This is a genomic window from Pedobacter segetis (genome assembly GCF_016623585.1).
Taxonomy (GTDB): Bacteria; Bacteroidota; Bacteroidia; order Sphingobacteriales; family Sphingobacteriaceae; genus Pseudopedobacter; species Pseudopedobacter segetis.
Map to the genome: position 1 here is coordinate 53,610 of NZ_JAEHFY010000020.1, position 12,450 is coordinate 66,059.

Genomic DNA, 12,450 nt, shown 5'->3' on the forward strand with positions numbered 1-12,450 from the left:
ATTGAAACGGCATCCCCGCCTGTACGGGCAGGCGTGTTAAAGCACCCATAAAACCTTAATATACCCTCATCAATTAATGCTTTACAAACTCTTCTGCGCTCAATAAAGTTCCTTGGGTGTATTTCTCTGAATGTTGGCTCTCATCTAAACCCAGTTCTTCTTCTTCTTCGCTTACCCTTATTGGTTCTATAAAGTTTACCAGTTTAAAAATGGCATAAGAAACACCAAAGCTATAAATTACGGTTATAAACAATGTTTTCATTTGTACTAAGAAAAAAGCAATATTCCCAAAAAACAAACCATCATTACCAGCCGGGTTAATCATTTTAGAAGCAAAAATACCTGTCATGATAACGCCCACCATTCCGCCGATCCCGTGGCAAGGAAACACGTCTAAAGTATCATCTAACTTAGATTTAGATTTTATAGAGACCGCTACATTAGATATTAAAGATGCAATGGTGCCTATAAAAATACTATGGGGGATACTTACAAAACCCGCAGCTGGCGTAATTGCTACTAAGCCTACAACCGCACCGATACAAAAGCCCAATACAGATGGTTTTTTGCCCCTTACCACGTCAAAAAACATCCATGTTATACCTGCCGCAGCTGCTGCAGTATTGGTAGTTGCAAAAGCAGAAACCGCTAAACCATTTGCTGCCAATGCAGAACCGGCGTTAAAGCCAAACCAACCAAACCATAATAAGCCAGTACCTATTAAAACATAAGGAATGTTGGTTGGCGGAATTTCTTTATGTTCTAGATGTACTTTTCTACGTTTTAAAACCATGGCTCCCGCTAATGCAGCGCAGCCAGCAGAAATATGGACAACTGTTCCACCGGCAAAATCCAAAGCCCCCAACTGAAACAAGAAACCATCTGGATGCCAGGTCCAATGTGCTAAAGGTGCATAAACAAATATGCTGAACAGTACGGTAAACAAAATATAAGAAGTAAATTTTATCCGTTCGGCAACCGCCCCAACAACCAAACCCGGGGTAATTACCGCAAACATCAATTGAAAAAACGCAAACAACGTTCTGGGTATGGTAGGTGCCAATGGCCAGGGCCCAGAAGAAGCAACGTCTTTAAAAAATAAATGCGTGAAAGGGTTACCAATAAAACCGTGGATGTCTTCGCCAAAGCATAAACTATAACCAACAACTATCCATAATACACCAACAACCCCAGTTGCTACTACGCTCTTGATCATGGTGGATAAAATATTTTTCCTGTGCACCATTCCTCCATAAAAGAAAGCCAAGCCGGGTGTCATGATAAAAACCAGGGCGGTTGCTATTAAAATAAATGTGATATCTGCTTGGTTGTATTTAGATTCATCAGCGAAATTGGGCAATACTTTTATAAAAAGTGCTGAAATTGAAATTGCTAAAAAGATTACAAATGGCAAGTATCTTTTTAAAGGAGTTGTGTTCATTTTTTAAATAACGTTTAAATTTTAGACAATTATCTAAAATATTTTCCAATATTTCATATTTTTATTAAAAAAATATAATCAATATCATGTTTTTAACCTTATAATTTCACTTTTTTATCATAATTGATAAAATTACCGGCTAAATTCTGCAAAAAAAGAATAGAATAAATCAATAAACAATAGTCATAATGATTTGTTAAATAGATTATGAAAACTTATACATTACATTATCAACAAAAAATACCCATCTCATTAGAAAAAGCTTGGGATTTTTTCTCTTCTCCGTTAAATCTATCCAAGATTACCCCAAAAAGTATGTCTTTTATAGTTACCTCTGATTATACCGAAAAAACTAAGATGTATGAAGGGATGATCATTACCTATAAGGTTTCTCCTCTTTTAGGAATAAAAATGGATTGGATGACGGAGATTACCACCGTAAAAGAGAATAAATATTTTATTGACGAGCAACGTTTTGGTCCGTTTAAATTTTGGCACCACGAGCATCATTTTGAAGAAATTGAAGGCGGTGTATTAATGACCGATAAATTAACCTATGCCATACCCTATGGGATTATCGGCCAATTAGCTAACTCAATAATGGTTTCTAAACAAACCAAAGAGATTTTTGATTTTAGGGTTAAGGCGGTGGATGAAATTTTTGGTGTTTATTAAGTTCATTGGTTCATTAGTAGATGCGTTATGGCAATTAGGTCATTTGTAATTGGTTAGCAGTAATTTTTTTAATTTAACTGTTCAAGTTTTGAAATAAATTTTACGATCTTTTCTACTTTCTGATCTTCAGTAGCGGTTGAATTTATGTTTTGCATTATTTCATTTTGTTCCTCAATTTTAAGTTTGTTGAATATATTTAATACCCCAGCATCTTTGAAACATTCAAAAATCATTTCATCTTTATTGTTTTCTTCGGTGTTTTTATTTTCAAGATAAAGAGTAACATAGACAAAATCTCCAGCACCTTTTCCAATAGAATTTCTAATTTCAGAGTTTACCGCCATTTTTTTGTCGGCGTTTTTCATCGGACCTAAATTCTTATTTTTAATTTCTAAATTGTCTATCTTACCAGATACTTTTAAATCTCCCCATTTTCCTTTGATATCTTTAGTATTGGGTATAATCAATTGATAAGTCCAAGCACCATTCCCAGGGATATATTGAATTTCTAATTTTTCATTTTCTACTACAAAATTCATGGTTCTAATTCAAGTTTTTAGTTTCTTTTCTTTCTATCTGGAAACATTACTGTTAACTGTAGTACTTGCGTTATGGCAATGAGGTCATTGGTTCATAAATATTTTAATTTGATTACGATCCTAATAAACCTTAAAGATCTAATGAAGTATTTCAACTAATGAACTTTTACTGTATTTGCTTCCTTGCACCACTCCTTTCCTCTCGATCTCATTATCAATAAAAGTTTGGATTTCAGATTTCCTTAATCCCCATTTTGGGGCAATGAGCATCTCTAAATCAGATATTCCGAAAAGACGTTGTATTACAACCTCAGGGCGTATCAGTGGTAAAAGTTCACAAAGAAAATCGGCGTATTCTTGTAAGGAGAACAGTTTGAAAGGATCTTTTTTGTATTTAGCACCCATTATAGAACCTTCTACAATATGTAAATGATGGAATTTTACGAAATTGATCTGTGGAAAGCGATTGATCTCATCGGCGTAAGCCAACATCATTTCTTTTGTTTCTCCGGGCAAACCGAAAATGGTGTGTACACAAATATCCAGCTTAGATTTTGTCAACAAGCCCATCACATCAACAAACTCGTCATGAGAGCAACCTCTATTAATTTGTGAAAGCGTTTGGTTATAGATAGACTCCATTCCCATTTCCAGATCCACATCTACCCTATCGGTATAACTTTCTAATAAAGTTATTTTTTCTTTATCTATACAATCTGGCCTGGTACCAACAGAAAGGCCAACAACATTTGTCATATCCACACTTAAAGCCTCATCATACATTATTTTAAGATAGTGCGCAGGCGCATAAGTATTGGTGTTGGGCTGAAAATAGATAATGAATTTTTCTGCCTTATAATGTTTCCAAGCTCTTTCCATCCCAAATTCTATTTGTTCTTTCATAGAAGCCATGGTGCGTGAAGTTGGTGTAAAAGAATCTACATTGCAATAGGTACAGCCCCCGTAGCCCTTAGAACCGTCTCTATTGGGGCAAGTAAAGCCCCCATCTACAATAACTTTGTAAACCCGTTTTACTTTATACTTGTTTTTTAAGTATGCACTGTAGTAGTTATAATTCTTTTCGCCGAAGGCTAATGCTTTTTCCAATGTCAAATGATATTTTTGCAAAGATACGAATAGATAATCAATCTAAAATTGAGGTGAGATGCTGAGAATATACTATAAGAAAAATACCCGTTTGGCCAAAGAGTCTGATGTGGGGATTTTACGGGAAATACCGATGCAAGATATGGTTTGGGTAGATCTTCAAAACCCAACGGTAGAAGAAAAGATAACCATTGAAACTTATTTCGATATTAAATATTCCTCGGAAGAAGAATCACAAGAAATAGAAAGCTCTTCCCGCTTTAGCGAAATGGACAATGAGATCATCATCAACTCCAACTTTTTATCGGTTAGGGAAAACAGTTTCGAGTACAATCCGGTATCTATCATCCTCGAAAAAGGGATTTTATTCACCTATCGGGATGATGATTTGAAAACTTTTAGCGAATCGGTAAAGAAAATAAAATCTAACCCAACGTTGTATATCAATGGCTATCAGATACTTTCTACCATTTTAGAAACCTGTATTGATCAAGATGCAGATTTGATAGAGAATATAGCAAAAGAGATTGCCGAACTAAATAAAAGCTTAAAAGCCACCAATGAGCGTGTTGATGAGGATGATCTGCTAAAGATTTCTTCTCTTCAGAACGATAATATGATGTTAAGGGAAAACATCATCGATAAACAGAGGTTGCTATCTTCCCTGATAAAATCCTCGGTATTCCCACCAGAATATATGGGCGTTCTAAAAATCATGATCAAAGATATCAGCTCGCTTTTAGAACACAATAAGTTTGCTTTTGAAAGGCTAGAATATTTGCAAGATACTTTTATGGGTTTGATCAATATAGACCAAAACCGGATCATCAAAATATTTACCGTAGCTACGGTAGCCTTTATGCCCCCAACTTTAATTGCCAGTATTTATGGGATGAATTTTAGCTTGATGCCAGAATTAGAATGGAAATATGGTTATCTGATTGCCATATTGTTTATGGTATTATCCTCTTTAGGAACCTTGGTGTATTTTAAGAAAAGGAATTGGTTGTGATCAAAAGATGCTCTTTATCCCATCAAAAACAGATTCGAAAAATGTTGGGATTGATAAACCTTTACTGTAATAGAAATAACCCAACACCAATAGGAAAAATATAACTATACCAATCAGTTTTCTAAATAAGTAACCAATCAATATCAACCCGATAGGTATAGAAATAAGCAAATACCAATTTATTTTATAAGGGTTTAGATCGCCCTCTTTTTTATAAATAAAATACAAGTTAGAATGGCTGCCACTATCGTTTAGATGCTTAAAAAAAACAAATGCAGATTTTTCTATCTGTAGCTGACAAACAGCTACGCCATCATGAAAATTGAGTTCTTGCTTAAATCCGTTTACAGAGAAATTAAAAACACCGTTAATGTTTTCTAGCGGCACACCTAAAGAATCTGTGGCTATAATGGCTAGTTTTTGGTTCTTTAAAAGATTTTCTTTTACGATAAAATAATCTATTTTTTGATTATCCGCTTTTACCCCAATTATAAGAATTAATAAAAATAAAACGGTAACCAGCAGTCTTTTCATTTGAGAACAAATTTTGATAAGCCAATATGTGAAAAAACATTAGGTTTTTATCCATAAAAAGTAAAAATCCTTATCGTATCTTAAACAATAAGGATTAAATCTTTTCAGATTTTCATTTTTCATCTGGAAGTAAGGACCCTACAAAAGCTTTGCCTTCGGCGGTTATTACCGCGGTAAGCTTATCTTCTTCTTCCCAATTTATTTTGATGTAACCTAATCTTTCCAATTCTTCATATTCGGCTTGCATACCCCCTAATATGGAAGAATGTTGCTGATGAAAAATTGTTCTCATTAAAGCTATTAATTCTGACCTTTCCATTTGCTTATTTGTTGATTTGTACTGTTAAACGTTAAACAAAATTTAAGCCGTAATATTTATTTAATTGAATTGATTTTTTATTTCTGATATAATTTTGTTCTACTAACTTTACAACAGATAAATTATCCCTGAAATGCAAGAATTAGATAAAGCGACCCAAGAAAAGGTAAACCAATGGTTAAATGGTAGTTACGATAAAAACACCAAGGCCGAGATTCAAAAGTTGATTGACCAGAAAGCTTATACAGAACTGACCGATGCTTTTTATAAAGATCTTGAGTTTGGTACGGGTGGTTTACGGGGCATTATGGGTGCCGGTTCTAATAGGGTAAACAAATATACCATTGGTGCAGCTACACAAGGTTTGGCCAATTTTTTAAAGAATAAATACCCAAACCAAAAAATAAAAGTTGCCATTGCACATGATAGCAGAAACAATTCTGATGTTTTGGGCAAAGTTACGGCCGATGTTTTTTCTGCTAACGACATCCATGTTTATTTCTTTAAAGCATTACGCCCAACCCCAGAGCTTTCATTTGCCGTACGTAAACTCGGTTGCCAAAGCGGTGTGATGCTTACGGCCTCTCATAATCCGAAAGAATATAACGGTTATAAAGCTTACGGAGAAGATGGTGGGCAATTTGTTGCACCAGATGATAAGGCAGTTATGCAAGAGGTGGGCAAAATTACAACCGTTGACGATATAAAATTTGAAGTTAAACCAGAAAACATCTCTTATATAGGTGAAGAAATCGACGCAGATTATTTAAAGAAAATCACTTCGCTTTCGGTTTCACCGGATGCCATTAAACGCCAAAAAGATCTAAAAATAGTTTACTCGCCCATCCATGGCACAGGAATTACCTTAGTACCGAAAGCCTTAGAGATGTTTGGCTTTGAAAACGTAATTTTAGTTGATGAGCAAACCACCCCAGATGGCAATTTCCCAACGGTGGTTTATCCCAATCCAGAAGAAAAAGAAGCTTTAACGCTTGCGCTTAAAAAAGCAAAAGAAACAGATGCCGATTTGGTTTTAGCAACCGATCCAGATGCCGATAGAGTTGGTATTGCCGTTAAAAACCACAGAGGCGAATTTGAGCTGCTAAACGGTAACCAAACCGGTTCTTTATTGATCAATTATATGTTAGAGGCTTGGGAAAAAGAAGGAAAACTTACTGGTAAAGAATATGTTATCAAAACCATCGTTACCACTTATTTAATTGATAAAATTGCTAAGAGTAAAAAAGTAAATTGCTACAACACCTTAACTGGCTTTAAATTTATCGGCCAAGTGATGGAAGAAAAACTTGGGAAAGAAACTTTTATAGCGGGCGGAGAAGAGAGCTACGGTTATCTGGTTGGCGAATTTGTTAGGGATAAAGATGCGGTAGTTTCTGCTGCATTTATTGCCGAGATGACTGCTTTTTACAAAGACAAAGGCAGTAGTTTGTACGATGCCATGATCGATATGTATGTGAAATACGGTTTTTTTAAAGAGAAATTGGTTTCAATCACAAAAAAGGGCAAAGCAGGTGCCGAAGAGATTAAAGCGATGATGGAACGTTTTAGAAACAATCCTCCACAAAACCTAGGCGGTTCTAAAGTGGTTACTTTGAAAGATTATACGCTACAAAAAGAAACAGATTTAAAAACAAAAGCTGCCATTGCCTTAGATTTTCCAAAGTCTGATGTTTTGCAGTTTATAACAGAAGATGGTTGTATTATTTCTGCTCGCCCAAGCGGTACAGAACCAAAAATTAAATTTTATTGCAGCGTAAATGCGCCTTTAACCAAAAAAGAAGATTTTGATAAAGTGAACGCGGCATTAGAATCTAAAGTTGATGAAATAATGAAAGATCTAGAGGTTTAAGCTTTACAAAAATTTTGATAAGTAATGTAGAGAGATATTGCCAACAACCAATACTGTCCTAAACGTTTAGGACAGTATTGATTTTATATTAAAAAATATGGTAATAAAGCTTTTTTGAATTCAAAAATAATAAATTATTAAATTTGATTATGAAAATTGAAATCATAGAAAAAATCAAACTTCTAAAACCCCAACTTAAAAAAGATTTTAATGTAGATGAAATTGCTTTGTTTGGTTCATACTCACGCAATGAAGAAACTGAAAAATCTGATTTAGACATCATCGTTAAATTACATAAACCTTTAGGTTTGAAATTTTTGACCTTACTATATTTTTTAGAACATAATTTAAAGCAAAAAGTAGATTTAGTTACAGAACAAGCGCTAAGAAAAAATATGAAAAGCCAAATTTTAAGTGAGGCAATATTTATTTAGTATGAAAAGAAATTATATTCAATTTTTGGAGGATATGGTTTCGTCTATTCGTAAAATAGAAATTTATACAATAACATACGGTATTTCAGATTTAAGAAACGAAGGAATTTATTATGATGCCGCTCTCAGAAATTTAGAAATTATTGGAGAAGCTTCTAAAAATATTCCAGATTTAATAAAAGAAAAGTATTCTGATATTTCTTGGAAAGAACTTTATGGTTTAAGAAACATTATATCACACGCTTATTTCGGTATTGATATTTCAGAAATTGAATATATCATAGAATATGACTTAGCAGATTTAAAAATTAAACTAGAAAGAATTTTAAATCAAATTGATAAATGAGTGTCCATTTCATCAACCTTTTCGATTACGATATTTTACCAATAATAAATAAACCCATTTATCTTGTAATTCTATTTAATAGCCATTACATTTGCAACAAATGATAAAAAAGGTATCCTGCATTTTACTAATCGTATTAATTAGCCTTTCTAGTTTTACCAGATTGTTCTATTTCGCAGGGTACGAGCTCAATAAAAATTACATTGCAAAAGAACTTTGCATCAATAAAGATAAACCAGAAATGCACTGTAACGGTAAATGTTTTTTAAACCGTAAAATTGCCGAAGCAGAAAAGCAACAACAATCTCAAGAGCGCAAAACCCAAAAAGACCTTACACAGCAAATCATGCTGATAGCAACCTTTAAAATCAATTTTTATAGCTTAGAAAAAGATATTATTGAAAGCTGTTACCAAAATAATTACAAATTCATAAAAAGCACCTCTTTTTATCACCCACCACCAACCGTTTGATTTTCTTTTTTAACAGTCTGATCTTTTAAGCCAGACTGATTTCTTAATCGTAAAAATCAAATCATAAAAAAAAATGAAAAAAATATTTTTAATGGTGGCCATAGCTGCCGTTATGTTTACTGCCTGTAAAAAAGATACGGCAGGGGTAGTGGGTACAGGAACCTTAAACTTCGAGTTTGAAAACATGGTAGGTAACCAACCCCTGGTTTTAAGCACACAAAACTATACTACGGCAAAAGGCGAGTCTTTTAAGGTAGATATGTTTAAGTATTACATCTCAAATATCGAATTGTCCAAATATGATGGGAGTGTATATAAGGCTCCAGAAAGTTACTTTTTAATAGATCAATCTAATGCCGCCACCCTTAAACCCAGTTTAAGCAACGTACCTGCTGGCGATTATACAAAAATCAGTTTTACCATTGGTGTAGATTCTGCAAGAAACTTCGCAGGTGCACAAACCGGTGCGCTGGCACCAGAAAACGCCATGTTCTGGTCTTGGAACTCTGGTTATGTATTTGTTAAAATGGAGGGTACGTCCCCTGCATCAACTGGGGCAAATCATAATCTTATTTTTCATATTGGCGGCGCATCTGCAACCGTTAACGCCATAAGAAAAGTAACATTTAATATAGACCCAAACATTCTAAGGATTAGAACAGACAAAGCCCCGATCATGCACTTTTTGGCAGATGCCGGCGCAATGTTTAGTGGCAGGCAAAACATCTCTTTTGCAGATTATAATTCTATGCATGGTGGTTTACCGGCTTTGATCATTGCGGATAATTACGCCCAGGGGATGTTTAGCTTAGATCATATCCATAATTAAGTTTGGATTGGAGACGGTCTTTTTCTACAAACTATCGCGTTAACGATAGAAGCGGCATCCCCGCCTGTAATTCGGGCAGGCTTTTTTTGCTTTTATGACCATGATGCAAATAGCAAAAAAAGATACATCCGCCGGCTGGCGGAGTGTTAAAACGCCCCTATTAAATTTATAATTATCTATTTAAAAATAATTATTTGGGCGTTCGGGCGGGCTATCCGTTCATACTGCGCTTGGCATTAGCCACAAGGCCGGTATCCACTTCTATCCCTAACGCAAAAAGTTAAGAGGCTGGCCTTAAAAGTTTGCCATGCCGAAAATTTATTTCAGCATCTCATTTGCAGATCATCAAACTGCATAAGAGTTAATTTTGATAAGATTCTGAGAGAAATTTGGAATGACATCGCTTTTTGAGACAATATTTTGACATCAAAAGATTAAAATAACCAGATGAAAAAAATAGCCACATTATTAGTTGTAGCTTGTGTAATTTTCTTGATTTCTTGTGCAAAGGATAAAGATTTGAACAAACTTTTGTCCATAGAAATCCCTAACGGATTTCCACAACCGGTTTATCAGTTTACAGATAACCAACCTACGCAAAAAGGTTTTGATCTGGGTAAAATGTTGTTTTATGATCAAGGTTTATCTAAAGATGGTACGGTATCTTGTGGCGATTGCCACCAGCAATTTGCAGGTTTTGGTAATTTAGACCATGCAACCAGCCACGGTGTTGATAATTGTTTTGGTGCCAGAAATGCCCCAGTTTTGTTTAACCTTGCTTTTAAAGACAATTACTTTTTAGACGGGGGCGTTACCAATTTAGAGCTTGCACCACTTAACGCAATGACCAATCCTTGTGAAATGGCAAACGATTTAAATAAGATTTTAGCTTATTTAAAATCAGAACCTAAATACCAACAAGCCTTTCAAAAAGCTTTCGATAGTGATGAGATCACTTCCCAAAAAATGTTTAGGGCTTTGGCCCAATTTGAAGGGATGTTCATATCGGCAGATAGCAAATATGATCAAGTAAAAGCCAGAAAAGCTCAATTTACGGATCAAGAAGAAAATGGTTATCAACTTTTTAAAGCCAAGTGCGCAAGTTGCCACAAAGAACCCTTGTTTACAGACAATAGTTTTAGAAACAACGGTTTAGATATTGTTTCAACAGATCCGGGGCGGGCAACAATTACCGCTTTAACGGCTGATGAAGGAAAATTTAAAGTGCCAACATTGAGGAACATAGAAGTAAGCAGGCCTTATATGCATGATGGTAGATTTAAAACATTAGAACAAGTTTTAGACCATTATCAGAATAATATACAGCCCAATAAAAATTTAGATCCTATTTTAAAGCAAAACCTAGCCTTATCAGATTCAAATAAAACAGACATCATCTGTTTTTTAAAAACTTTAACAGATCATACATTTCTTAAAAATCCAAAATTCAGTGAAGAATAAAATATTAATCATCCTATTTCTACTTTGCAGCAGCAGTACATTTGCTTGTGATATTTGCGGTTGTTTCATGGGTATTACGCCCTATGATAATGTAAGTAGCTTCGGTATTTTTTATAGGTACCGTTCTTATAATGGCTATTTTGGGCAAGATCAGCAGTTTTTCCCAAGTGGCAGTTCTTTTTTTCCTATCCAAGACCAAACAAATAACTCCCCTGGTAACCACAATGGTTTATTGGGAGATTATGAAGTTTACAGAACAACAGAATTGCGAGGCCGTTATTTTTTGCAAAAGCGTTTAGAGATCAATGCCATTATCCCTTATCTAAACAATACAGAAAAATATAACAACCAAACCTCTACCATTTCTGGTTTGGGCGATATGACTTTTTATGCCGGATACCATCTCATCAGAAAGTTAGATCAAAAAAAAATGAACCAAAGGTTAATTTTGGGCGCTGGCATCAAACTACCAACCGCCAATAACCGAATAAAAAGTGACCAAGGCTTTACCTATTCTAATCCTTTTCAGCCCGGTACAGGAAGTACAGATGGGTTTGTGTACGCAAATTACATCATCGGGATCAAAAATTGGGGAGCTAGCATCAACAGTACGTATAAATTTAATGGGCAAAACGCCGATCAAGAATCCATCGCCAATAGCACCACGTCTTTTTTGAGTATCTTTAGAAAAATAGATCTGGGCAAAAACGTTAAAATCATACCATCGGTGCAAACTAGCTATGAATTTACCAAAGGAGAAAAATACCAAGGCAAATTAACGGGCGAACATGAAACAAATAATTTAATGGCTGGCGCAGGATTAGATATATTTGTAAAAAACATTGGTATCAATACCAGTTTCCAAACCAATGCTTGGTCGGCACAAACAGACCATCCCCGCAGTAGCGGACGTTTAACTTTAGGAATTACTTATAATTTAAAACAACTTTATTATGCAATTAATTAATATAAAAAACAGCCTTTTCATTTTTTTGGGTTTTACGATCATCGGCCTTACAAGTTGTAAAGACAAAAAAGCGGAACAAAAAAAATTACAGGATGAGGTTATGGCAGTTCATGATTCTTTGATGATGGATATGGGTAAACTAACCGATAAAAGAATGATACTTACCGAATTATCACAAAATCTAGACAGCCTAAAGAAAATAAACAACTCTTTAGATACCCTACAATTAAGATCAGAGATAACCAACAAAAAATTAGCGTTAAGCAATGCTGATGCGGCAATGATGAAATGGATGAATGGTTTTAACCCAGATTATACAGGCAAATCTCAAGACCAGATCATTAGCTATTTAGAAAACCAAAAAATAAAAATAGATTCTGTTAAAACATTATTGGATCAATCTCTTTCTAATAGTAACAGTTTAATTTCTAAATTGAAATAATC

15 protein-coding genes are annotated in these 12,450 nt (G+C 34.6%); 10 read left to right on the forward strand and 5 right to left on the reverse strand.

Features of this window, described 5'->3' with window-relative positions:
- Positions 1-73: 73 nt before the first annotated feature.
- Entirely contained in the window at positions 74-1,441 is a 1,368-nt protein-coding gene (locus I5M32_RS13580; protein WP_200587287.1) for an ammonium transporter, read from the reverse strand.
- Positions 1,442-1,648: 207 nt separating this feature from the next.
- Between I5M32_RS13580 and I5M32_RS13585 the strand changes: the two genes are divergently transcribed.
- Positions 1,649-2,116: an SRPBCC family protein gene (locus I5M32_RS13585; protein WP_200587289.1), complete on the forward strand. Its 468-nt coding sequence runs from the start codon at positions 1,649-1,651 to the stop codon at positions 2,114-2,116.
- 68 nt (positions 2,117-2,184) lie between these two features.
- Here the strand turns inward: I5M32_RS13585 and I5M32_RS13590 are convergent, their stop codons facing one another.
- Complete coding sequence (locus I5M32_RS13590; RefSeq protein WP_200587291.1) at positions 2,185-2,655, reverse strand: DUF1905 domain-containing protein; 471 nt, start codon at positions 2,653-2,655, stop codon at positions 2,185-2,187.
- A gap of 138 nt (positions 2,656-2,793) precedes the next feature.
- Entirely contained in the window at positions 2,794-3,762 is a 969-nt protein-coding gene (locus I5M32_RS13595) for a TIGR01212 family radical SAM protein (RefSeq protein ID WP_200587293.1), read from the reverse strand.
- A 58-nt stretch (positions 3,763-3,820) separates the two neighbouring features.
- On the opposite strand from I5M32_RS13595, the gene corA reads away from it, so the two are divergent.
- Positions 3,821-4,774, forward strand: coding sequence for a magnesium/cobalt transporter CorA (gene corA / locus I5M32_RS13600; RefSeq protein ID WP_200587295.1), 954 nt, complete (start codon positions 3,821-3,823; stop codon positions 4,772-4,774).
- Here corA and I5M32_RS13605 read toward each other — a convergent pair whose 3' ends face one another.
- On the reverse strand, positions 4,775-5,308 hold the full coding sequence (locus I5M32_RS13605) for a hypothetical protein (RefSeq protein ID WP_200587297.1): 534 nt from the start codon (positions 5,306-5,308) through the stop codon (positions 4,775-4,777).
- A gap of 112 nt (positions 5,309-5,420) precedes the next feature.
- On the reverse strand, positions 5,421-5,627 hold the full coding sequence (locus tag I5M32_RS13610) for a hypothetical protein (RefSeq protein WP_200587299.1): 207 nt from the start codon (positions 5,625-5,627) through the stop codon (positions 5,421-5,423).
- A 133-nt stretch (positions 5,628-5,760) separates the two neighbouring features.
- Between I5M32_RS13610 and I5M32_RS13615 the strand changes: the two genes are divergently transcribed.
- From I5M32_RS13615 to I5M32_RS13650, 8 genes are all read left to right on the forward strand, one after another.
- The gene (locus I5M32_RS13615) at positions 5,761-7,497 is read left to right on the forward strand and encodes a phospho-sugar mutase (protein ID WP_200587301.1); all 1,737 of its coding nucleotides are present in this window, start codon (positions 5,761-5,763) and stop codon (positions 7,495-7,497) included.
- 149 nt (positions 7,498-7,646) lie between these two features.
- Positions 7,647-7,931: a nucleotidyltransferase family protein gene (locus I5M32_RS13620; RefSeq protein WP_200587303.1), complete on the forward strand. Its 285-nt coding sequence runs from the start codon at positions 7,647-7,649 to the stop codon at positions 7,929-7,931.
- A gap of 1 nt (position 7,932) precedes the next feature.
- Positions 7,933-8,277, forward strand: a complete 345-nt coding sequence (locus tag I5M32_RS13625) for a HepT-like ribonuclease domain-containing protein (RefSeq protein WP_200587305.1) — start codon at positions 7,933-7,935, stop codon at positions 8,275-8,277.
- A 100-nt stretch (positions 8,278-8,377) separates the two neighbouring features.
- Positions 8,378-8,749, forward strand: a complete 372-nt coding sequence (locus I5M32_RS13630; RefSeq protein WP_200587307.1) for a hypothetical protein — start codon at positions 8,378-8,380, stop codon at positions 8,747-8,749.
- A 73-nt stretch (positions 8,750-8,822) separates the two neighbouring features.
- A complete protein-coding gene (locus tag I5M32_RS13635) occupies positions 8,823-9,578 on the forward strand; it encodes an MbnP family protein (RefSeq protein WP_200587309.1) in 756 nt (251 codons plus the stop codon).
- A 447-nt stretch (positions 9,579-10,025) separates the two neighbouring features.
- Complete coding sequence (locus I5M32_RS13640) at positions 10,026-11,039, forward strand: cytochrome-c peroxidase (RefSeq protein WP_234461959.1); 1,014 nt, start codon at positions 10,026-10,028, stop codon at positions 11,037-11,039.
- On the forward strand, positions 11,029-12,006 hold the full coding sequence (locus I5M32_RS13645) for a hypothetical protein (RefSeq protein ID WP_200587311.1): 978 nt from the start codon (positions 11,029-11,031) through the stop codon (positions 12,004-12,006). The genes I5M32_RS13640 and I5M32_RS13645 overlap by 11 nt, the downstream gene beginning before the upstream one ends.
- A complete protein-coding gene (locus tag I5M32_RS13650; protein ID WP_200587313.1) occupies positions 11,993-12,448 on the forward strand; it encodes a hypothetical protein in 456 nt (151 codons plus the stop codon). Before I5M32_RS13645 ends, I5M32_RS13650 begins: the two co-directional genes overlap by 14 nt.
- Positions 12,449-12,450 lie beyond the last annotated feature (2 nt).

Excerpts from the sequence above, each read along its gene's own strand:
- I5M32_RS13580 (WP_200587287.1), bottom strand. The coding sequence starts at position 1,441 with ATGAACACAACTCCTTTAAAAAGATACTTGCCATTTGTAATCTTTTTA.
- I5M32_RS13585 (WP_200587289.1), top strand. The coding sequence starts at position 1,649 with ATGAAAACTTATACATTACATTATCAACAAAAAATACCCATCTCATTA.
- I5M32_RS13590 (WP_200587291.1), bottom strand. The coding sequence starts at position 2,655 with ATGAATTTTGTAGTAGAAAATGAAAAATTAGAAATTCAATATATCCCT.
- corA (WP_200587295.1), top strand. The coding sequence starts at position 3,821 with ATGCTGAGAATATACTATAAGAAAAATACCCGTTTGGCCAAAGAGTCT.
- I5M32_RS13605 (WP_200587297.1), bottom strand. The coding sequence starts at position 5,308 with ATGAAAAGACTGCTGGTTACCGTTTTATTTTTATTAATTCTTATAATT.
- I5M32_RS13610 (WP_200587299.1), bottom strand. The coding sequence starts at position 5,627 with ATGGAAAGGTCAGAATTAATAGCTTTAATGAGAACAATTTTTCATCAG.
- I5M32_RS13615 (WP_200587301.1), top strand. The coding sequence starts at position 5,761 with ATGCAAGAATTAGATAAAGCGACCCAAGAAAAGGTAAACCAATGGTTA.
- I5M32_RS13620 (WP_200587303.1), top strand. The coding sequence starts at position 7,647 with ATGAAAATTGAAATCATAGAAAAAATCAAACTTCTAAAACCCCAACTT.
- I5M32_RS13625 (WP_200587305.1), top strand. The coding sequence starts at position 7,933 with ATGAAAAGAAATTATATTCAATTTTTGGAGGATATGGTTTCGTCTATT.
- I5M32_RS13630 (WP_200587307.1), top strand. The coding sequence starts at position 8,378 with ATGATAAAAAAGGTATCCTGCATTTTACTAATCGTATTAATTAGCCTT.
- I5M32_RS13635 (WP_200587309.1), top strand. The coding sequence starts at position 8,823 with ATGAAAAAAATATTTTTAATGGTGGCCATAGCTGCCGTTATGTTTACT.
- I5M32_RS13640 (WP_234461959.1), top strand. The coding sequence starts at position 10,026 with ATGAAAAAAATAGCCACATTATTAGTTGTAGCTTGTGTAATTTTCTTG.
- I5M32_RS13650 (WP_200587313.1), top strand. The coding sequence starts at position 11,993 with ATGCAATTAATTAATATAAAAAACAGCCTTTTCATTTTTTTGGGTTTT.